The sequence below is a fragment of the Roseospira goensis genome, assembly GCF_014197795.1.
GTDB classification, from domain to species: Bacteria; Pseudomonadota; Alphaproteobacteria; order Rhodospirillales; family Rhodospirillaceae; genus Rhodospira; species Rhodospira goensis.
This window is the reverse complement of record NZ_JACIGI010000003.1, coordinates 191,969-213,456: the sequence shown is the minus strand read 5'-3', so window position 1 is coordinate 213,456 and position 21,488 is coordinate 191,969. Positions and strand designations below refer to the sequence as shown.

Below are 21,488 nucleotides of genomic sequence, written 5' to 3'. Positions count from 1 at the left end.
TCTCTGGCGGCGGCAGGCCGGCCGTGGCGGCGGGCGCGGGGCGCGCGCGCTCACCCTACGACACGTCGCGGGTTACAGCCAGCGCTTGCGGCGCTTGTAGGACTTCAGGTTCTTGAACGACTTGCGGTGCTCGCCGCCGCCGCCGAGGTAGAATTCCTTGACGTCCTCGTTGTCCAGGAGGTCCTGCTGGGCGCCGTCCATGACGATCTTGCCCGACTCCATGATGTAGCCATAGGACGCGGCGCCAAGCGCCATCTTGGCGTTCTGCTCCACCAGGAGCGTGGTCATGTTCAGCTCTCGGTTGAGCTGGCGGATGATGTTGAACACCTCCTTGACCAGCAGCGGGGCCAGGCCCATCGACGGCTCGTCCAGCAGGATCAGCTTGGGCCGGGCCATCATAGCGCGGCCGATGGCCAGCATCTGTTGTTCCCCGCCCGAGAGGTAGCCGGCCAGCCCGGTGCGCTCGCGCAGGCGCGGGAAGTAGTCCAGCACCATCTCCAGGTCACGCTTGACCGCAGATGCACCATCCTTGCGGGTATAGGCCCCCAGGCGCAGGTTTTCGACGACCGTCATGTCCTCGACGATGCGGCGGCCCTCCATCACCTGGAAGATGCCCTTCCGCACGATCTGCTCCGGCGCCATGTTGGCGATGTTCTCGCCCATGAACCGCACCTCGCCGCGCGTGACCTCGCCGTTTTCGGTGCGCAGCAGGCCGGAGATGGCCTTGAGCGTCGTGGTCTTGCCGGCGCCGTTCGGCCCCAGCAGGGTGACGACCTCGCCTTCGGGCACATCCAGGCTGACGCCGCGCAGCACCAGGATGACGTCATCATAGACGACCTCGATGTTGTTCACCGACAGGATGGGTTCGCGCGCGGGCGCGGCGGACGGGCTTTCGGCGGTCGCGGCGGCGGCAGGGGCCATGGGTCCGGTCCTCTGGCACGTGACAGGAAAGAAGGGGGGAGCGGGGAAGACGGCGGGCGCCGCACACCCCGGGCCGGCGCGCGGCCGGACCGGGGGGCGACGCCCGCAGGCAGGGGTCCTTACCAGCCCAGCCAGTCGTCACGGCGGGGCAGGGTGGTCTGGGCGACGCGCTCGATGCCGATGTCGCCCTCGACGTTGGTGCCGCGATAGACGTTCACGGTCATCGTGCCGCGGTGGTCTTCCGCCGTCCAGGTCGACGGGATGCACACGCCCTCCAGGCCTTCGGGCACCCAGTCCTCACGGGCGTACATGCCCTGCTTGATGTTGGGGCCGGTGATGCCGCCGTTGGCCTTGGCCCACGCCATCGCCTCCTTCATGTAGTAGGCGGTGCAGATGCCGCGGATGTAGTGATGCGTGCGGAAGTCGACGTCGGGGTCGGCCATCTCGGAGATGGCGCGCACGGTTTCCATGCCCGGCGCGTCGGAGCCCCAGAAGGCATTGGCGGCGACGAAGATCAGGTTGCGGTCGGTGTCGCCGATGGCTTCCATGGTCTTGTGGTCGCCGCCCCAGATATTGGCCATGAACTGCACGTCGGTGCCGACGGTGTCGCAGGACTTGAACAGCGAAACCACCGACGGACCGAGGTTGCCGATGTAGGCGTAGTTCGCCCCGTTCTCCTTGATGGTCAGGCACTGCGCCTTGAAGTCGCCCGGCTTGAGCGAGACCACCACCGGGTTCAGCACCTCGAAGCCGAGTTCCTCGGCGTAGGCCGCGCAGGCCTCCTTGGGCGCATTGGGGTAGGGGTGGTTGTCGCCGGTGTGCACGAACTTGGGTGTGCCCTCGCCGCCCTTGGCCTCCCAGTCCTCCATCGCCCACTGCGCGAGGGCGCGGCAGCCGTCGGAGTAGGACGGCCCGTAGAAGAAGTTGTAGGGTGCCGGCTTCTTGGTGTCCGGGTTCTTGCCGGTCGGGTCGGTCAGGTGGCCGGAGTAGGACGCCGACCAGACCGGGATTTCGTCCTTGGCGACGAAGCTGATGAGGGCTTCGGTGTCGCCGGTGCCCCACCCTTGCATGGCGACCATGTCCTGCTGCGTCCACTTCTTGTAGAACTGGATCGCACGCGGGATCTCATAGGCGTAGTCCACGCTGTCCATGTCGATCATGGTGCCGTCGACGCCGCCGTTGGCGTTGATGTAGGTGACGGCGTCGCGCACGGCCGGGCCGTAGAACTTGCCGACGAAGCCGGTCGCCCCCGTGATGTCCATGAGGTGGCCGACAAACACGGACTCCTGGGCCTGGGCGGGGCCCGCGGCGGCGAGCGCGGCGAGGCTGGTGGCGCAGGCCAGGGAAATCGTCTTGCGCATGATGGGTTTCCTCCGAGTTCCAGGTCGCATGATGCGGTTTGTGTGTTCTTGTTTCTTTGGGTCGGGACGGCGCGCTGACGCCGCGCCCGGTCGTCCCTAATATGAGAACGGATACAGCTTCCAGTAAGCCTTGATCAGGCGCCACCGATGCGCCAGTCCGTCCGGTTCGAAGATCAGGAACAGGATGATCGCAGCCCCGATCGCCATCTCCTTGAAGAAGGCCAGACCGTTGGTGATCATCGGGGTGTTGCCCCATTCGGTCGCCGCGATGACGTCCACGCCGCCGGCCATGACCACCGGCAGCAGCACCATGAAGATGGTGCCCAGCATGGCGCCCATCACGGATCCCAGGCCGCCGATGATGATGATGCCGAGGAACTGGATCGACAGCAGGATGGTGAAGCCCTCGGCGGACACGAAGCCGAGATAGTGCCCGTACAGCGCCCCGCCGATGCCGGCGTAGAACGCCGAAATGCCGAACGACAGGATGCGGTACTTGGTCAGGTTGATGCCCATCACCTCGGCCGAGAGGTAGTGGTCGCGCACCGCCACGAAGGCGCGGCCGTCGCGGGTGCGCATCAGGTTGGCGGCCAGGACATACAGAATGATGGTCAGGGTGAGGGCGAACAGGAAGAACTTCTGATCGGTGTCGAAGGTCACGCCGAACAGCGCGATGGGGTTCGCCAGGGACCCCGACGAGCCGCCGGTGAACCACTCCAGGCGGATGAACAGGTCCTCGATGATGAACTGCGCGGCCAGGGTGGCGATGGCCAGGTACAGGCCCTTGATGCGCGCCGCCGGGCTGCCGAAGAACAGGCCCACGATGGCGGTGACGATGCCCGCCAGCAGGATCGAGACCACGACCGGGATGCCGTAGGTGTTGTTCAGGTAGGCCGACGCGAACGCGCCGATGCCGAAGAAGGCGGCATGGCCGAGCGAGATCTGGCCGGTGAAGCCGACCAGGATGTTCAGGCCGAGGGCGGCAATGCCCCAGTAGCAGACCTGGATCGCCAGGCTGAGATACTGGGCGTTGTAGAACGGCCAGAACAGGCTGCCCAGCACCGGCGTTTCCTCGATGCCGGGCGCCAGGATCGGGATCAGGACCAGCACATACACCGCCGCGAGGAACAGGATCATCGCCCAGCGGCTGTTGCGGGTGTCGAAGATCGCCGTGTCCTGGCGATAGGTGGTGCGGAAATCGCCACAGGGGCGCAGGCTCATTGTGGCCATGGTTTCTCTCTCTCCCCGTCCGCGTGCCCCGTGCGTGACCCGGACCCGGATCGCGATCCGCCCGGGTCACGCGCCGCCCTAGACGCGTTCGATGTCCTTGGTGCCGAACAGGCCGTAGGGCTTCACCACCAGGATGATAATGAGCACCCAGAACGGCGCGATGGTCAGCATGTTGCCCCAGTGCAGGAACTGGCCGTCCACGTACTCGGCCATGTTCTCCAGCACACCCACGATCAGACCGCCCACGACCGCGCCGACGATGGAGTCCAGCCCGCCCAGGATGACGGCCGGGAACACCTTGATGCCAATGAAGGACAGCGCCGAGGACACCCCGTTGACCATGCCCACGACCACCCCGGCCAGGGCCGAGACCATGGCCGAGATGGCCCAGGCCATGGCGAACACATGCTTGACCGAGATGCCCAGCGACTGCGCGACCTGTTGATTGAAGGCGGTGGCGCGCATGGCGAGGCCGTAGCGACTGTATTTGAAGAAATAGAAGAAACCGGCCATGATGATGAGCGAGATCACGAAGCTCATCAGGTAAGCCGGCTGCACATACAGCCCGCCGATATTGACCGCTTTCATAGAGAAGACTTCCGGAAAGCCCACCGCGTTCTGCCCGAACAACCAGTTGGCCAGGGCACGTGTGAAGATGGACAGACCGATGGTCACCATGATCACGGAAATGATCGGCTCGCCGATCATCGGCCGCAGCACCACCATCTGAATGAAGATGCCGAGCCCTGCCATGAACGCCAGGGTCAAGAGGAAGCCGAACACGAACGGAATTTGGAACTGCACCAAAATGTACCAGCAGATCCACGCACCGATCAGCAGGAACTCACCCTGCGCGAAGTTGACCACCTGGGTCGACTTGTAGATCAACACGAAGCACATCGCGACGACGCCGTAAAGCGTGCCAACGATGATCCCATTGATCAAGAGTTGAAAGAACAGGTCCATCCCGGTCCTCCCCAGGGCGCCCGCGTCGCCGCGTCGGCGGCGGATGCCGTCCTGTTGTGCTTGGTTGGTGCGGGTCCGGCGCCGCGATCCGGGCTTCGGCTGGTCACCGACCGGGACGCGGACGCACGACCGCTATTCCGCCGCCTGCCGGGTCGTCGGATCGTCCGGCGGCAACAGCGTCTCCACCCGCAACTGGGTCTGGATGCGCGCGGTGCTGCCGTCCTGGAAGGTGATGGTCGTATCGACGTCGATGGCGTCGCGGTCCGCGTAGATGGCCTCGATCTCGCGCGCATACCGCTCCGCGATGACGCCGCGGCGCACCTTGCGGGTCCGCGTCAGCTCGCCGTCGTCCGGATCCAGTTCCTTGTACAGCAGCAGGAACTTGCGGATGCGCTGGGCTTCCGGCAGCGTCTCGTTCACGCGCTCCACCTCGTCGCGCAGCAGCGCGTAGACCTCCGGGCGGGCCGACAGGTTGGTGTAGTTGGTGAACGCGATGTTCTTCTGCTCGGCCCACTTGGAGACGATGGACCAGCGGATGCAGATCATGGCCGCCAGATAGGGGAGGTCGCGCCCCAGGATCACCGCCTCCGCGATAAAGGGCGAGAACTTCAGCTTGTTCTCGATGTACTGCGGTGAGAACCGGACCCCCGTGGATGTGTTCGCCAGGTCCTTGACCCGGTCGATCACCACCAGGTGGCCGGTCCGCTTGTCGATGTAGCCGGCATCGCCGGTGTACATCCAGCCGTCGCGCTTGTCGGCGTTGGTGGCGTCTTCGTTGCGGTAGTAGCCGAGGAACATGCCCTGGCTGCGGCCCACGATCTCGCCCACGCCCTGCTCGTCGGGCCTGTCGATGCGCACTTCGGCCTGATCGAAGGCGATCCCCACCGTCTCCGGGTCGATATCGTCGCTGCGGTGGATGGTGTAGGCGCCGGACAGCTCGGTCTGGCCGTAGATCTGCTTCAGCGGGACACCCATGGCATGGAAGAACTTGAAGGTCTCCGGTCCCATGGCCGCCCCGCCGGTGGCGGCCGAGGTCAGGAACGAGAAGCCGTAGCGGTCGCGCAGGGCGCGGAACAGGATGGCGTCGGCGAACCAGGAACGCCGCTTCTGCTCCAGCGCCTTGAGGCCGATCTTCGTGCCCAGGTCGTACATGAAGCGCTTGAACGGAGTGCTGTCCATCATGCGCGCCCGGATTTCGGCGGCGATGCTCTCCCACACGCGCGGCGCCAGCAGGACGAAGGTGGGGCCGATCTCGCGCAGATCGGCCATCGTGGTCTCCTCGTCCTCGACGAAGTTGACGACGTTGCGGGCGATGAGCTGCTGCCCGACCACGTAGACCTGCTCCATGATCCAGGGCAGGGGCAGCACCGAGACGTAGTCGTCGCCCGGACACTTGGGGTCGGCGTGCAGGTAGTCCAGGCAGTGGCGCAGGAAGGGCGCCGACTGGAGCATGGCCAGCTTGGGCTTGCTGGTGGTGCCCGACGTGGTGCACAGAATGGTCACGTCGTCACCCTGTCCCTTCTCCACCTCCGCCTCGTACAGGCCAGGCTCGGCCTGGTCGAGCGCGTCGCCCCGAGCGCACAGGTCCTCCTCGGAGATCAGGCGCGGATCGTCATACTTCCGCATGCCGCGCGGGTCGCAGTAGACAATGACCCGCACCGAGGCGATGTCGTCGCCCAGTTCCAGCAGCTTGTCGACCTGCTCTTCATCCTCGCAGATGATGGCCGTGATCTCGGCATACTGGATCAGGTAGGCGGCCTCCTCGCCCAGAACATCCTTGTAGATGCCCAGCGACGTGGCCCCGATGGCATGCGCCGCCACCTCGCCCCAGACCCATTCCGGCCGGTTGGCGCCCAGCAGGCCGACGCAGTCGCCGCGCTGGATCCCGAGCGCGCGCAGGCCGAGAGCGTATTGTCGGACCTTGCGCTGATAGTCGGCGAAGGTGAACGCGTTCCAGATGCCGAAGTCCTTCTCGCGCATCACCACCTCCGTCGGGTAGGTGCGCGCGTTGTAGGCCAGCAGCTTCGGAAACGTATCGAAGCGACCGATGTCGGCGTAGTCCGGTGTCGTCTTCTGGTTGCGTTTGCGCGCCATCAGGCCACCTCCTCGTCGGTGCCCGCCGGCGTGTCATCGTCCTCGCCCAGGTAGGCGGTCTTGACGCGCGGGTTGCTCATGATCTCGGCGGGCAGGCCCTCGGCGATCTTCTGCCCGAAATCGAGCACGGCGACGCGGTGGGAGATGTCCATGACGACCCCCATGTCGTGCTCGATCATGATGACGGTGATGCCCCACTCCTCGTTGAGGTCGATGATGAAGCGGGCCATATCCTCCTTTTCCTCCAGGTTCATGCCCGCCATGGGCTCATCCAGGAGGATCAGGTCGGGCCTGAGCGCAATGGCGCGCGCCAGCTCGACACGCTTGCGCAGACCGTAGGAGAGCGTGCCCGCCATCGCCTTGCGGATGTGCGTGATCTCCAGAAAGTCGATGATGTCCTCGACCGCGCGGCGGTGGTCGAGTTCTTCCTTCTGGGCACCGCCCAGCCAGTACAGCGCGCCATTAAGGAAGTTGTTCTTCACCAGGTGATGGCGCCCGACCATGATGTTGTCGAGCACGCTCATGTGCCCGAACAGCGCCAAGTTCTGGAAGGTCCGCCCGATGCCCAGCTCAGCGCGCTGGTTCGGCTTCAGGCCCGTGACGTCGCGCCCCTTGAACACGACGCGTCCCGAGGTCGGCGTGTAGCGACCCGAGATGCAGTTCATCATGGACGTCTTGCCGGCGCCGTTGGGGCCGATGATGGCGAACAGGTCACCGCGCGCCACCGAGAAGGTGACGTCGGACAAGGCGCGCACGCCTCCGAACTGGAGGGACACACCGCGCACCTCAAGAATGGCCGTCTCTTCGGACATGCCTGCTGTTTCCTCCCTGGCCCTGGGTCTCGTGCCCGTTGCCCGGGCCGCTTGTTGAGGTCGAGACCGCTTTGTCGGGGTATTGTTCTTCCCCCGGCTTTTGGCCGTTGTTACCCCGCTTCCGACGCTGCGGTCAAGCGCCTCAATCCTTTGCATTTCCAGAGACACGGGCCCATGTCTGGCACAGCGTAAAGTATTTGAAGGCGCTACGGAAACTAGCGCAAAAGCGGTGTTCGGACAGAGGGGCACCATATGAGGGCGCGCCGGAGCCCCCCTCGACTGGACAGGGGCGGGGGAATGCGGTAAGCGACCATCCGTCATCGAAGACCCGGTCGTCGCACGGCGCCGAGGCCCCGAGTCCGGTCCCGCAGCCCGGCCGCCGTGTCCGAAGCGCGCCCTTTCGGCCGCCGCGCCCGGACCCGCAACCACCACAGTCATGGATGGAGGACGCCCGTGGGAGCCACCGGTCAGGATACCCTGAAGGCCCGCCGCACCCTGTCGGTCGGGGATCGTCAGGTCGACTACTTCGCGATCGCCGAGGCCGGCCTCGGCGATCTGACGCGGCTGCCGTTCTCCCTCAAGGTGCTGCTGGAGAACCTGTTGCGGCACGAGGACGGCCGCACCGTGACGGTGGACGACGTCAAGGCCGTGGCCGCGTGGCTGGAGACGCGGGGCTCGACTCGGGAGATCGCCTATCGGCCGGCGCGCGTGTTGATGCAGGACTTCACCGGCGTGCCGGCGGTGGTCGACCTGGCCGCGATGCGCGAGGCGATGACGGCCTTGGGCGGGGATCCGAAGAAGATCAACCCCCTGTCGCCCGTCGATCTGGTGATCGACCATTCGGTCATGGTGGACTACTACGCGACACCCGACGCCCTGACGCGCAATATCGACAAGGAGTTCGAGCGCAACGGAGAACGGTACGCCTTCCTGCGCTGGGGTCAGCAGGCGTTCGACAACTTCCGGGTCGTGCCCCCGGGTGTCGGCATCTGCCACCAGGTCAATCTGGAATACCTGGCCCGCACGGTCTGGACCGCGCCCGACCAGAGCGGGCGCACCGTAGCCTATCCGGATACCCTGGTCGGCACCGACAGCCACACCACCATGGTCAACGGCCTGGGCGTGCTGGGCTGGGGCGTGGGCGGCATCGAGGCCGAGGCGGCCATGCTCGGCCAGCCCATCTCGATGCTGATTCCCGAGGTGATCGGCTTCAAGTTCACCGGCGCGCTGAAGGAGGGCACGACGGCCACCGACCTGGTGCTGACGGTCACCCAGATGCTGCGCGCGCGCGGGGTGGTCGGCAAGTTCGTGGAGTACTTCGGCCCCGGCCTGGGCCACATGCCGCTGGCCGACCGCGCCACCATCGCCAACATGGCGCCCGAGTACGGCGCCACCTGCGGCATCTTTCCCATCGACGCCGAGACCCTGCGCTACCTGCGCGACACCGGCCGTGACGAGGACCAGGTGGCGCTGGTGGAGGCCTACGCCAAGGCCCAGGGGATGTGGCGCGACGACAGCACGCCGGAGCCGCTGTACACCGATGTGCTGGAGCTGGACCTGGGCGACGTCGAGCCGTCGCTGGCCGGGCCGCGCCGGCCGCAGGATCGCGTGGCCCTGTCCGGCGCCGCCGGCGCCTTCGCCGATGCCCTCAAGGAGATGGCCGGTCAGGACAGCCCGCGCACCGTCCCGGTGGAGGGCGCGGAGCACAGCCTGTCGGACGGCGATACGGTGATCGCCGCGATCACGTCGTGCACCAACACGTCGAATCCGTCCGTGCTGATGGCCGCCGGTCTGCTGGCGCGGAAGGCGGTGGAGAAGGGCTTGGTGCGCAAGCCGTGGGTCAAGACCTCGCTGGCCCCGGGCTCGCAGGTGGTGACCGACTACCTGGAGCGGGCCGGCCTGCTGGAGCCGCTGGGGCAGCTCGGGTTCACCGTGGCGGGCTACGGCTGCACCACCTGCATCGGCAACAGCGGGCCGCTGGACCCGCCGATCGCCGCCGCGGTGGACGACAACGGCTTGGTGGTCTCGGCGGTGCTGTCCGGCAACCGCAACTTCGAGGGTCGCATCAGCCCGCAGGTGCGGGCCAACTACCTGGCCTCGCCGCCGCTGGTCGTGGCCTATGCCATCGCCGGCACGATGGCCAAGGACCTGCTCACCGAGCCGCTGGGCGAGGACCGCGACGGCCAGCCCGTCTACCTCAAGGACCTGTGGCCCAGCGCCCACGAAGTGGCGGACACGGTGACGGCCAACGTGCGCCCGGAGATGTTCCGGACCCGCTACGACAACGTGTTCGAGGGGCCGGCGCAGTGGACCGCCATCGACGTGGCCGAGGGCGAGACCTACGCCTGGTCGCCGGCGTCGACCTACGTCCAGAACCCGCCCTACTTCGAAGGCATGGACATGTCGCCACAGCCTCCGGCCGACATCGTGTCGGCGCGGCCGCTGGCCATCCTCGGCGACAGCGTGACCACCGACCACATCTCGCCGGCGGGTGCCATCAAGGGCGACAGTCCGGCCGGGCACTACCTCCAGGACCACCAGGTCGCGGTCAAGGACTTCAACAGCTACGGCTCGCGCCGCGGCAACCACGAGGTCATGATGCGCGGCACGTTCGCCAACATCCGCATCCGCAACGAGATGGTGCCGGGCAGCGAAGGCGGTGTGACGAAACACATGCCGGACGGCGCGGTCATGCCGATCTACGACGCCGCCATGCAGTACAAGGGCGAGGGTGTGCCGCTGGTGGTCTTCGCCGGGCAGGAGTACGGCACCGGCTCGTCGCGCGACTGGGCGGCCAAGGGCACCGTGCTGCTGGGCGTGAAGGCCGTGATCGCCGAGAGCTTCGAGCGCATCCACCGCTCCAACCTCGTCGGCATGGGCGTGCTGCCGTTGCAGGTCAAGGAGGGGGTGACCCGCCAGAGCCTCGGGCTCGACGGGTCCGAGACCGTCACCATCACCGGGGTGGCGGACATCCAGCCGCGCCAGGACGTCACGGTGACGATCACCCGGGCCGACGGCGCGACCCTGGACGTGGTGACCACCTGCCGGATCGATACCGTCGACGAACTGGAGTACTACCGCAATGGCGGCATCCTCCAGTATGTGCTGCGGTCGCTGGCCCAGGCAGCGTAACGGCGCGGCGAAAGGGGGCGGCGGTTGGGCCGCCGCCCGCGCCTATTCTCCGCCGGTCACGGGCGCCCGTGACCGGCTGCGGCGGGCGTTCAGGCGCTCGCGATGGATGATGTACAACCCGGCGGCCGTCAGCAGCACCAGCCCAAGCCAGGTCGACGACGCCGGAATGTCGCCGAACACCGCGTACCCCAGCGCCGCGGCATAGACCGTGTAGCTGTAGTCGAACGGGGCCACCAGGGCGGCCGGCGCCAGGCTGAAGGCGCGCACCAGGCAGAGCTGGGCCAGACCGCCGACGAGGCCAATGCCCACCAGTCCGGCGGCCTGCTCCGGGCTGGGCGGCGTCCACTGCCAGAGCGCGAACGGAAGCGCCAGCACCGTCATGATGAGGGCGTTGGTGACCGCCACCAGCACGGACGAGACCGCCTTGCCGGCCGTGCGCAGGCTGATCAGCCACAGCGCATAGAACAGCGTGCCCACGATGGCCCAAAGCGCCGCCGGCACGAACACGGCGCCGCCCGGCTGGAGCACGATCAGTACGCCGGCGAATCCGACCACCACCGCGCTCCAGCGGTGAATGCCGACCGCCTCCTTCAGCAGCGGCACCGACAGCGCGGTCACGATCAAGGGCGCGGCGAACAGGATCGCGCCCAGCTCCACCAGCGGCAGCTCGCGCCACGCCATCAGGAAGCTGGCCAGCGCCCCGAACCCCAGCAGGCCGGCCAGCAGCAGCTTGCCGGGCGCCCGTCGGGCCTGATGCACCAGATCGAGCCCGCCGCCCAGCCGCCAGGCCAGCGGCGCCAGGATGAGCAGCGCCACGCCGCCCCGGAACAGCAGGATCTGGGCGGCCGGGAAGTCGGTTGTCAGCAGCTTGGCCAGCGTGTCCATGACCGAGAACAGCGCCACGGCCAGCAGCATCATGACGATGCCGGAGAGCGGGTTGTCGCCACCGTGCGTGGCGGGCAGACCGGTGGTCGCAGGGGACGGGGCGCGGGCGGACATGAGCGGGGGGCCTTGCGACAGGAGGGGAGGGCGATCGGGGCCGGCGCACCGGCTGGCTCCTCCCATAAGCCCCGCCAGCGCGCTGGGGCAACCGCAAAACGCTCAGGGTGGATGTGCAGGGACTCGAATGCGCGCGATGCGCACGCGGTGTGGTCCATGGCCTCGAACCAGGTGACGCGATCCTGTGCATCTTCGGCACCATCCGGGCGGTCCGTGATGCTGACGCGGATCGGTGCGACCGGGGTCTTGACCAGCGCGCCGGCGGTCGAAGACGAACCGGAACGGTCGGATTCATGGCGCGGGTCCCGCCGGGAATGCGTCACCCATGCTGGTGCGGCGGCGGCGCGCCATGGAGGCAAGGCTCCGTGGGCCTCATCCTAACCGGGACTTTCGTCCGCTTATTCTTGCACTTTTTCGACAGTCAGGCATACTACCCACACTGCGTACGCCGAACCTGGCGAAGACGAGCAGAAAACACGTTCGTTCGAAAGATGGTTCACTCCTTCCAAGGGAGTCCTTCCAAGGGATGAAGAACCGAACCTGACGGACGACAGGGAAGACACGTTCATGACAAAGGCGGGAGCCATGAAGACGGGTGCCATGCAGCGGACGGTTGCGCACCGCCCGAGCCACCAGAACCCGGCGGTCCAGGGTGCGACGGTCGCGCCCAAGGCCGTGGGCGTCACCCGCTCCGCGGGCGACGGGCCGACGGCGGCCAATGCGGCCGTGCCGGCCCGCGGGACGGCCCGTCATGACGTGGAGACCTTCGCCGGCAATGCCGAGCCGGCGCTGGTGGACGTGCTGAACGAGCCGATCGTCCACACCATGATGCGGCGCGACGGGGTCGCCATGGCCTCGCTGCAATCGCTGCTGCATGATGCCGAGCGATTGCTCGGCCAAGAGGCCGGCCCTGAGTCCGATGGCAGGGCCGGTGCGGCCGACCGAGCGGGCGACGACCCCTCGACCTGACGACCTGGCGACCCGGTGACCCGGTGACCCGGTGACCGGCAACGTCCCCTGAAACGAGCGCCCTGGATCCGCCCACCGTGTGAGGGGGAGCCAGGGCGGGCCTTGGACTTGGACCCGTCGGGTCCGGAGGACTTGGACCCGTGGGGTCCGGACCGGACGCGCGCCCCGTGGAGGCCGCGCGCCCGGCTCTTGGCGTCGGTCGCTGGACGGGTGGGGTGGGCGGTTACACCGTCCCGGCCATCACGGCGCTGAGACGGCGCGCGAACGCGACCGGGTCGCTCGGCGCCTCGCCCTCGACGATCAGCGCCTGATCCAGCAGGAGTTGCGCCAGGTCGGCCATGTGCTCGGCCGTGTCGCCGCCGCCGGCCGCCGCGCGCGCGGCCATGCCCTTGATGAGCGGATGCGACGGGTTGACCTCCATGATCCGGGTGCTCTTGCGGCCCATGTCCTGGCCGGCCTGCTTGAGCATGCGTTCCAGATGCAGGCTCATGTCGCCTTCCTCGGAGACCAGGCAGACGGCGCTTTCCTTGAGACGCGAGGAGGGGCGCACCTCCTTGACCGCATCGCCCAGGGCGGCCTTGAGGGCCGTGGTCAGGGCCTCGATCTGATCGGCCGGCGCGGTCTCGTCCTTGGGGGCCGCCTCCGTCTCGGCCTCGGCATCGGTGACCGCCTCCAGGCCGGTGGCGCCGGCGGCGGCGGACTTCAGCGGCGTGTCCTGGTAGCTGGGCACCGCGTTGATCCAGAATTCGTCCACCGGATCGGTCAGCAGCAGCACCTCCACCCCCTTGGCGCGGAAGCCTTCGAGCTGCGGCGAGCGCTTCAGCACCTCGGGGTCGTCGCCGGTGATATAGTAGATGGCCTCCTGCCCCGTCTTCATGCGGGCCGCGTAGTCGGCCAGCGAGACCCAGCCCTCGGTGGTCGAGGAGCGGAAGCGGGCCAGTTCCAGCAGATCGCTGCGCCGCTCGAAGTCCTCGTAGATGCCCTCCTTGAGCACCGGGCCGAAGGCCTCCCAGAAGGTGGCGTAATCGTCGGCGGCCTCGGCACGCTTTTTCAGGTCGCCCAGCAGCCGCTTGACCAGGCCGCCCTGGATCTTGCGCAGCACCGGGTTGTGCTGAAGCATCTCGCGGCTGACGTTCAGCGGCAGATCGCTGGAATCCACGATGCCGCGTACGAAGCGCAGGTAGGAGGGCAGGACGTCGGGGGCGTCGTCCGTGATGAAGACCCGGTTGACGTACAGCTTGACGTGGGTCTTGCGCTCCGGCTGGAACAGATCGAACGGCTTCTGCGACGGGATGAACAGCAGGCCGGTGTACTCGATCGCGCCTTCGGCCTTGAAGTGCAGGGTATGCCAGGGGTCGTCGAAGGCGTGCGCGACGTGGTGGTAGAACTCCTTGTACTGCTCGTCGGTGATCTCCGACCGCGGCCGCGTCCACAGCGCCGAGGCCGCATTCAGGGTCTCCTCCGTGGGCTGACCCTCGTCGTCGGTGCCGAGCAGGACGACCGGAATGGCGATGTGGTCGGAATAGGTCTTGACGGTGGACGTCAGGCGCCAGGTCTCCAGGAACTCCTTGGCGTCCTCACGCAGGTGCAGGACGATGCGCGTGCCCGGCTGGGCGACCTCGGCCTCGCCAATCGTGAAGGCGCCGCCGCCGTCGCTGGCCCAGTGCCAGCCCTGGGGCTCGCCGGCGCGGCGGCTGAACACCTCCACCCGCTCGGCCACCATGAACGACGAGTAAAAGCCGACGCCGAACTGCCCGATCAGGCTGGCGTCGCCCTTGCGGTCGCTGGCGGCGAGCTGCTGCATGAACGCCTCGGTGCCCGAGCGCGCGATGGTGCCGAGGTTGTCGATCAACTCGTCGCGGTTCATGCCGATGCCGTTGTCCGCAACCTCGATGGTGCGGGCCTCGGCATCGACACGAAGCGTGATGCGGAACGCCCCGGCGTCCTCACGCAGGCCGGGGTTGGTCAGGGCTTCGTAGCGCAGCTTGTCGCAGGCGTCGGAGGCGTTGGAGATCAACTCGCGCAGGAAGATCTGGCGATCCGAATAGAGCGAGTGGACGACGATATCCAGCAGCTTGGTCACTTCGGCCTGGAAGGACAGCCGTTCTTCCGTCTTCTCGATCGTCATGGAGGGGTGACCCCTGTCTCTCGGTGTTCCGTCGATGACCGAAGGCGAGCGCCCCCCGGTCGCGGCCCAACCCGTCCCCGCCGGGCCAGCGCCGCTTCGGCGCGTTCATATGTGCCGGGGGCGCCGGCCACGCAACCCCGTCGTCGGGTCCGATGGGGGTGATCCCCCGGGCGGTGTCGCTGGCGCACGGTTCGCGGGCGGAACACGGGTATGCTGACTGTCCAAAATCGGTCATCATCGGATCCGGACGCCGAACACGCCGGGCGTGGAAACGCGCGCGGGCGGCGTCTCCGGAGGGCGGACGCAGACCGTCCCCTCCGGCGAGACACGCCGAAACGGTGAGTGGGAGATTTCGATGCCAATTCCTCTGCAGATCGCATTCCACGGCCTGGACCACTCCGACGCCGTCGAGACGCGCGTGCGGGAGAAGGTCGACAAGCTGGAGCAGTTCTGCGATCGCATCACCAGCTGCCGGGTGGTGATCGAGGTGCATCACAAGAACGATTCGCCGCTCCACCGAAAGGGTGAGCCGTATCACATCACCATCACCTGCAAGGTGCCCGGCGACGAGCTGGTGGTGCGGCGGAGCCCCAAGGACCCGAAGGCGCATGAAGACATTGGCGTGGCACTGCGCGACAGCTTCTCGAGCATGGAGCGACGCGTGAAGGATTACGCCGAGCGCAGCAAGGTCGGCTGACGGCCGACCACGCGTCTCGAGGGGGACGGTCGTCGACCGGCGCCGGGTCGGCCCACCGCGCGGCCTCTCCAAGCCCTGTCTTGCCAAGCCCAGGCTTGCCAAGCCTGGGCGGCCGTCCCATCCTCGGGAGCGTTATGACCGCCCTGACCGATCGCTCGCGGGTCTGGGCCGTGCTCGGCCCGACCAACACCGGCAAGACCTATCTGGCGGTCGAGCGCATGCTCGGCTACCCGTCTGGAATGATGGGATTCCCGCTGCGGCTGTTGGCGCGGGAGAACTACGAGCGGGTGGCGCGCGCCAAGGGCGCCGCCAAGGTGGCGCTCATCACGGGCGAGGAAAAGATCCTGCCGCCCGGTGCGAGCTACTTCATCTGCACGGTCGAAAGCATGCCGGTCGGCCGGCCGGTCGACTTCCTCGCCATCGACGAGATTCAGCTCTGCGCCGATCCGGAGCGCGGTCATGTCTTCACCGACCGCCTGCTGCACGCCCGTGGGCGCGAGGAGACCCTGTTCCTGGGCGCGGCGACCATGGAGCCGCTGTTGCGCCGGTTGCTGCCGGACTGCCTGTTCGAGACCCGGCCGCGCTTCTCGCGCCTGACCTATACCGGACCGCGCAAGCTGACGCGGCTGCCGCGGCGCAGCGCCATCGTGGCGTTCTCGGCCGGCGACGTGTACGCCATCGCCGAACTGGTGCGCCGCCAGCGGGGCGGCGCGGCGGTGGTGATGGGGGCGCTGAGCCCGCGCACCCGCAACGCCCAGGTGGCGCTGTATCAGGGCGGCGAGGTGGACTATCTGGTCGCCACCGACGCCATCGGCATGGGCCTGAACATGGACGTGGACCATGTGGCCTTCGCCGCGATGGAGAAGTTCGACGGCACCCGCCAGCGCGCCTTGCGCAGCAGCGAGGTGGCGCAGATCGCCGGCCGCGCCGGGCGCTACATGACCGACGGCACCTTCGGCACCACCGCCGACGTCGGGCCGCTGCCGACCGAGTTGGTGGACCGGGTCGAAGGCCACCAGTTCCAGACCGTGCGCACGATCCAGTGGCGCAACGGCGCGCTCGACTTCTCCTCCGTCGCCGCGCTTCACAACAGCCTGAACGCTCCGGCCGGCCTCGACGTCTTGCGCCGCACCCGTGACGCGCCCGACCAGACGGCGCTGGAGGCGTTGACGCGCGAGGACGACATCCGCGCCCTGGCGCGCGGGCGTGAGGCCGTGGCGCTGCTGTGGGACGTCTGCCGGGTGCCCGATTTCCGCAAGATCCACGAGCAGTCCCACATCCGTCTGCAAGGGCAGATCTACCGCCACCTGACCAGCCGCGCCGGCCGCCTGCCGCCGGACTGGATCGCCGGGCACGTCAAGCGCCTGGACAGCGTGGACGGCGACATCCACACCCTCACCGACCGCATCGCCAGCATCCGTGTCTGGACCTACGTGGCGCATCAGAACGACTGGCTGTCGGATGCCGAGCACTGGCGGGCGCGCACCCGGGCGATCGAGGACCGCCTGTCGGACGCCATGCACGAGCGCCTGACGCAGCGCTTCGTCGACCGCCGCACCGCCGTGCTGATGCGCAAACTGCACGATCGCGAGGCGCTGACCGCGGTGGTGGACCGGACCGGCGGGGTGCGGGTCGAGGACCAGTTCGTCGGTCGCCTGGAGGGGTTCACGTTCACGCCCGAGCGAGGGGGCGGTGGGCGTGGCGACCGCGCGGTGCTGAACGCGGCGCTGAAGGCCCTGCACGGCGAGATCGGGCGCCGCATCGTCGCTCTGGAGACCGCCGACGACGCCGCCTTCGCGCTGGCCGACGACGGCGCCATCCACTGGCAGGGCGTGGCCGTCGCCCGGCTCGGACGCGGGCCGGCACCGTTGCGGCCGGCCGTCGAGCTGCCGGCCAACGACCTGCTGGCGGGCGAGCGGGCGCAGCGGGTGCGGGGCCGCCTGGCGGCCTGGCTGGAGCGGCTGGTGAGGCGCGAACTGGCGCCGCTGCTGGCGACGCACCGGGCCGAGGCCCTGTCGGGGGCCGCGCGGGGCATCGCCTACCAGGTCACCGAGGCGCTGGGCACGGTGCCGCGCGCCGCGGTGGCGGACCAACTCGGGACGCTGACCCGGGCCGACCGCAAGGCGCTGGCGCGCCTACACATCCGGCTCGGGGTCGAGAGCGTGTTCATGCCGCCCCTGCTGAAGCCGTCGTCGCAGCGGCTGCGGGCGCTGCTGTGGGCGGCCAGCGTGGGGGCGCTGCCGCCGCCGGCGGCGCCCGCTGGGCGGGTGTCGTTTCGGGTCGAGGCGGCGGCCGCGCCGGCGGATCCGGCGGTGGCCGAGGTATACTATCGGGTTCTGGGCTATCGCCTGCTGGCGGGCCGCGTGGTGCGCGCGGACATGTTGGAACGCTTCGCTGCCGGCCTGCGTCAGGCGGTGCGCGAGGCCGGCCGCGGTGCGGAGGCGGCCGCGCTGCCCGCGGCGCTGCCGCCGATGCTGGGGGTCTCGGTGGAGGAGGCGGAGGGCCTGTGCCGCGCTCTCGGCTTCCGCACCTGGCGGGATGACGCCGGGGCGGTGCGCCTGCGCGCCGACCGCGGCGGGCGCAAGGCCCGTCCCAAGGGCCGGCCGGAGACGGCGGCGGAGCGCCGGCGCCGGGTGGCGGCCGGGCAGGCGCGGGCGGCGGACTCGCCGTTCGCGGTGCTGGCGGAAAAGGCCCGGGCGTGATGGCGGACGAGACCCTGCGGCTCGACAAGTGGCTGTGGCATGCCCGCTTCCGCAAGACGCGGGGGCTGGCCCAGGCGCTGTGTACCGGCGGTCACGTCCGGCTGAACGGAACCCCGGTCGCCAAGGCCAGCGTCGCCGTGCGCCCGGGCGACGACCTGGAGCTGATCCTGGGGCCGTACCGGCGGCGGGTGCGCGTGGTGGCCCTGGGCACGCGGCGTGGCCCCGCGCCGGAGGCGCAGGCGCTGTACGAGGAGACGGCGCCGCCGGAGCGGCTGCACGATCCGGTGATGGCCCCGACCCTGCTGCGCGCCGCGGGCAGCGGCCGGCCGACCAAGCGCGATCGGCGCGCGATGGACCGGCTGCGCGGCCGGAGCGGTGACGAGGGTTAGCGCCGATCGCTCGAAATCGGAACCACCGGGGTGGGGCCGATTTCGAGCGTGACTCGGCGCGATCTGTTGGTTTCAGAGCGGAACGCCTGAATTCGAAATCACCATGCGAGTCCGTATTCGGGCGTTCCGCTCTAGGCGCTCCCGTCGGTGCGGGTGAACACCACGGACAGATTGTTCGCCGGCATTGACACCGTCTCGCTCAGCGTGAGGCCGTGGCGCCGGGCCGCCGCCACGACGTCGGTCAGGTCGCGCACGCCCCATGACGACTCCTGCGCCCGCAGGCTGCGGTCGAACGCGTCATTGCTCGGCGCGGTGTGGCGGCCGTCGACCATGAAGGCCCCATAAAGATAGAGCAGGCCGCCCGGCGGCAGAGTGTGGCCGGCCCCGGCCAGCAGCGCCTCCGCGACCGCCCACGGCGCGATGTGGATCAGATTGATGGCCAGGATGGCGGTCACGCCGCGCGTGATCGGGTCCGGCCACGGTCGGGTGCGGACGTCGAACAGGCGCACCGGCTCGACGGTGTCCGGGCCGGTGTCGGCCAGCAGGGTGGCGGCGCCGCGCGCGCTGACGGGATCGGCCTCGGTCGGGCGCCAGCGCCAGCCGGGCAGGGCGGGCGCCAGGTGGGCGGCGTGCTCGCCCGAGCCGCAGGCGACTTCCAGCAGGGTGCCCTCCGCTGGCAGGACGCGGGTCAACACCGCCCGAATGGCGTCGCGGTTGCGCGCCGTGGCCGGGGCGTGCAGTCGGTCGCCCGGGCCGCCCGGCGCGACCACCGGGGCTGCGGCGGCGGGATCGTCGGTCTGATGCACGCTCTGAGGCGGCCTGGGGGTGGGAGATGCCATCGGCGCGGGCCTGTTGTTGAGGGCGTGGGGCGCTGGCGGGCCTTCGCGGGTGCACGAACGGGCTTGCGGGGGCCGGCCATGGATGGTTAAGTGTCGCCCCGTTCAGCCCATGACAACCCCAGAGACGGGCGATCCCACGACACATGTTGGACTCACTCCGCAAGATCCTGTTCGGTGACGGCGCGATCACCGAGGGCGCGCATCCCCGCGACGAGATCCAGTTCGCCGCGGCCCTGCTGTTGACCGAGGCTGCCCTGATGGACGGTGCGGTCGACGAGGCCGAACGCCACCGCATCCGCGAGCTGCTGGAGACGCGGTTTGCGCTGTCGCCGTCCGACGCCGAGCTGCTGATGCGCGATGCGGCGGCGGCGCAGCCGGACCGGATCGAACTCTACGGTCCCTCGCGCATCCTCAAGGATGCCTTCACCTACGACCAGCGGGTCGAGTTGCTCGAAATGCTCTGGGATGTCGTGTACGCAGACGGCGTGGTTCACGACTACGAGTCAAACTTGATGCGACGCCTGAGCGGCCTACTTTATGTGGACGACAAGGACAGCGGGGCCGCGCGCAAACGTGTCATGGAGCGTCGTGGCCTGTCCTGATCGCGCGGGTCGTGTGCCGTCGGGGCGAATCCCAGGCCGCCGCGTGTGGCCCGGCAGTGTAGCGGGCGGTCCGGTGGCCGGAGAAGCGGGGCCGCGGTGCGTGAGTGGAGTTGATAATCCATGACCTATGTCGTCACTGAGAACTGCATTAAGTGCAAATACCAGGATTGTGTCGAAGTGTGTCCCGTGGACTGCTTCTACGAAGGCGAGAATTTCCTCGTCATCAATCCGGACGAGTGCATCGACTGCGGCGTCTGCGAGCCGGAGTGTCCGGCCGAGGCCATCGTGCCGGACTCCGACGATCGCGCCGCGGCGTGGATCGAGATCAACCGCGAGTTCTCGGAGCAGTGGCCCAACATCACCCGCAAAGGCGATCCGCTGCCGGATGCCGACGACTGGAAGGACAAGCCGGGCAAGAAGGATTTCATGAGCGATAAGCCGGGCACCGGGACCACCTGATCGGGCTTGGCGTCCGTCCGGCGACGCAGCAACGGCTCCCGCGACACGCCGCTCCGGCCGCCCGGCCGGGGCGGCGTTTGCATGCCAGCCCTGGCGGTGCGTGGACCCGGGGCCGCGGCCGGCGCGGTGGCCGGTGAAGCCGGACCTGTGATTTGTTGAAGATTTGTGGTATGGAGAACGATCGTCGGAACCGCATGATCGCGTGGCCACGGGCGCATCCTCGACAAGGCGCAGGCACCGGCCGTGTGCCCGGTTTTCCGGGCCGGCCGGGTGCGAGGCACAGGATCGGGGCGCCGCCCCCGAGGGGCGGCCGAGGGGGCGACTCGGCCGCGTGGCGGGAGTGTCGTACGTTTCATCCGCAGAACCAAGGGTCGGACGGTCTCTGGGTGTGTGTGCGGAGGCCATGGGGTGCCGTGTCAGGGCCGTGTCCCCGACCGGGGGTTCACAGGGGTGCGGGGACAGGGGCGCGGGGACAGGGGCGCGGGGACAGGGGCGCGGGGGCGCGGGCCCCGGTCTTGAGGCTTGGCTTTGAGTCCCGGTCGAGTGCGTGCCGAGGGGCACCGGACCCGTTCGTTTTTTGAAGAGTGAGACCATGAGCAAAAAGGCGCCGTTTTCTGTTGGAGATCATGTTGTGTACCCGACCCATGGCGTGGGCTTGATCGAAGCGGTCGAGACCCAGGCGATCGGCGGCATGGACCTGGAATTGTATGTGATTTCATTTGAGCGCGAACGGATGACCCTCCGTGTGCCGGTCGCCAAGGCGGCCACCTCCGGCCTGCGCAAGCTCTCCACCAAGCAGGAGATGCAGACCGCGCTCAGCACCCTGAAGGGGCGGGCGCGTGTGAAGCGCACGATGTGGAGCCGGCGCGCGCAGGAATACGAACAGAAGATCAACTCCGGCGACCCGGTCTCCATCGCCGAGGTGGTCCGCGATCTGTTCCGGGGCGCCACGCAGCCGGAGCAGTCCTACTCCGAGCGTCAGATCTACGAGCAGGCGCTGGAGCGTCTGGTGGGCGAGTTGGCGGCCATCGAGTCCATCGACGCCGACGCCGCCACCCAGAAGGTGGAGAAACTGCTCTCGGCGGCCTGACCCCGGCCTGCCGCCCGGGTCCGGTCCGCCGCGCGTCGCCGCGCCGTCCGCCGACGGCGCGGCTTGTCTTTTGGGGTCGGGGGGTCGCAGGCTGCCGT

Annotated in this window: 17 protein-coding genes; 8 read left to right on the top strand and 9 right to left on the bottom strand. The window is 68.5% G+C overall.

Annotated features, from left to right (window positions below; all coding sequences use genetic code 11):
• Nucleotides 1–72 precede the first annotated feature (72 nt).
• From GGD88_RS02950 to GGD88_RS02925, 6 genes are all read right to left on the bottom strand, one after another.
• On the bottom strand, nt 73–921 hold the full coding sequence (locus tag GGD88_RS02950) for an ABC transporter ATP-binding protein (RefSeq protein ID WP_184431536.1): 849 nt from the start codon (nt 919–921) through the stop codon (nt 73–75).
• Between the two features lie 119 nt (nt 922–1,040).
• Nucleotides 1,041–2,282, bottom strand: coding sequence for an ABC transporter substrate-binding protein (locus tag GGD88_RS02945; RefSeq protein WP_184431534.1), 1,242 nt, complete (start codon nt 2,280–2,282; stop codon nt 1,041–1,043).
• 96 nt (nt 2,283–2,378) lie between these two features.
• A complete protein-coding gene (locus tag GGD88_RS02940) occupies nt 2,379–3,512 on the bottom strand; it encodes a branched-chain amino acid ABC transporter permease (protein ID WP_184431532.1) in 1,134 nt (377 codons plus the stop codon).
• A gap of 78 nt (nt 3,513–3,590) precedes the next feature.
• Nucleotides 3,591–4,478: a branched-chain amino acid ABC transporter permease gene (locus GGD88_RS02935; RefSeq protein WP_184431530.1), complete on the bottom strand. Its 888-nt coding sequence runs from the start codon at nt 4,476–4,478 to the stop codon at nt 3,591–3,593.
• Between the two features lie 132 nt (nt 4,479–4,610).
• Nucleotides 4,611–6,572 (bottom strand): long-chain fatty acid--CoA ligase, encoded by a 1,962-nt coding sequence (locus tag GGD88_RS02930; protein WP_184431528.1) that lies wholly within the window; start codon nt 6,570–6,572, stop codon nt 4,611–4,613.
• Entirely contained in the window at nt 6,572–7,384 is an 813-nt protein-coding gene (locus GGD88_RS02925) for an ABC transporter ATP-binding protein (protein ID WP_184431526.1), read from the bottom strand. Before GGD88_RS02925 ends, GGD88_RS02930 begins: the two co-directional genes overlap by 1 nt.
• A 453-nt stretch (nt 7,385–7,837) precedes the next feature.
• On the opposite strand from GGD88_RS02925, the gene acnA reads away from it, so the two are divergent.
• Complete coding sequence (acnA, locus tag GGD88_RS02920; protein ID WP_184431524.1) at nt 7,838–10,516, top strand: aconitate hydratase AcnA; 2,679 nt, start codon at nt 7,838–7,840, stop codon at nt 10,514–10,516.
• Between the two features lie 42 nt (nt 10,517–10,558).
• Here acnA and GGD88_RS02915 read toward each other — a convergent pair whose 3' ends face one another.
• The gene (locus GGD88_RS02915; RefSeq protein WP_184431522.1) at nt 10,559–11,515 is read right to left on the bottom strand and encodes a DMT family transporter; all 957 of its coding nucleotides are present in this window, start codon (nt 11,513–11,515) and stop codon (nt 10,559–10,561) included.
• 567 nt (nt 11,516–12,082) lie between these two features.
• Here GGD88_RS02915 and GGD88_RS02910 point away from each other — a divergent pair.
• Nucleotides 12,083–12,484 (top strand): hypothetical protein, encoded by a 402-nt coding sequence (locus GGD88_RS02910; RefSeq protein WP_184431520.1) that lies wholly within the window; start codon nt 12,083–12,085, stop codon nt 12,482–12,484.
• A gap of 223 nt (nt 12,485–12,707) precedes the next feature.
• On the opposite strand, the gene htpG is transcribed toward GGD88_RS02910, so the two are convergent.
• Complete coding sequence (gene htpG, locus GGD88_RS02905) at nt 12,708–14,612, bottom strand: molecular chaperone HtpG (protein ID WP_184431518.1); 1,905 nt, start codon at nt 14,610–14,612, stop codon at nt 12,708–12,710.
• Nucleotides 14,613–14,967: 355 nt separating this feature from the next.
• Here htpG and GGD88_RS02900 point away from each other — a divergent pair, with 355 nt between their 5' ends.
• The 3 genes from GGD88_RS02900 to GGD88_RS02890 all read left to right on the top strand — a co-directional run bounded on the left by GGD88_RS02900 (nt 14,968) and on the right by GGD88_RS02890 (nt 18,400).
• On the top strand, nt 14,968–15,309 hold the full coding sequence (locus GGD88_RS02900) for an HPF/RaiA family ribosome-associated protein (RefSeq protein ID WP_184431516.1): 342 nt from the start codon (nt 14,968–14,970) through the stop codon (nt 15,307–15,309).
• 134 nt (nt 15,310–15,443) lie between these two features.
• Nucleotides 15,444–18,011 carry a helicase-related protein gene (locus GGD88_RS02895; protein ID WP_184431514.1) on the top strand — a complete coding sequence of 856 codons (2,568 nt, stop codon included), beginning with the start codon at nt 15,444–15,446 and terminating at the stop codon, nt 18,009–18,011.
• Nucleotides 18,011–18,400, top strand: a complete 390-nt coding sequence (locus GGD88_RS02890; protein ID WP_184431512.1) for an RNA-binding S4 domain-containing protein — start codon at nt 18,011–18,013, stop codon at nt 18,398–18,400. Before GGD88_RS02895 ends, GGD88_RS02890 begins: the two co-directional genes overlap by 1 nt.
• Before the next feature lie 131 nt (nt 18,401–18,531).
• On the opposite strand, the gene GGD88_RS02885 is transcribed toward GGD88_RS02890, so the two are convergent.
• Complete coding sequence (locus tag GGD88_RS02885) at nt 18,532–19,206, bottom strand: DUF938 domain-containing protein (protein ID WP_343056224.1); 675 nt, start codon at nt 19,204–19,206, stop codon at nt 18,532–18,534.
• Between the two features lie 176 nt (nt 19,207–19,382).
• Between GGD88_RS02885 and GGD88_RS02880 the strand changes: the two genes are divergently transcribed.
• The 3 genes from GGD88_RS02880 (at nt 19,383) to GGD88_RS02870 (ending at nt 21,390) form a co-directional block, all read left to right on the top strand.
• A complete protein-coding gene (locus tag GGD88_RS02880; protein ID WP_184431509.1) occupies nt 19,383–19,841 on the top strand; it encodes a tellurite resistance TerB family protein in 459 nt (152 codons plus the stop codon).
• A 120-nt stretch (nt 19,842–19,961) separates the two neighbouring features.
• A complete protein-coding gene (fdxA, locus tag GGD88_RS02875; RefSeq protein WP_184431507.1) occupies nt 19,962–20,300 on the top strand; it encodes a ferredoxin FdxA in 339 nt (112 codons plus the stop codon).
• Between the two features lie 592 nt (nt 20,301–20,892).
• Nucleotides 20,893–21,390 (top strand): CarD family transcriptional regulator, encoded by a 498-nt coding sequence (locus GGD88_RS02870; protein ID WP_184431505.1) that lies wholly within the window; start codon nt 20,893–20,895, stop codon nt 21,388–21,390.
• Nucleotides 21,391–21,488: the final 98 nt, after the last annotated feature.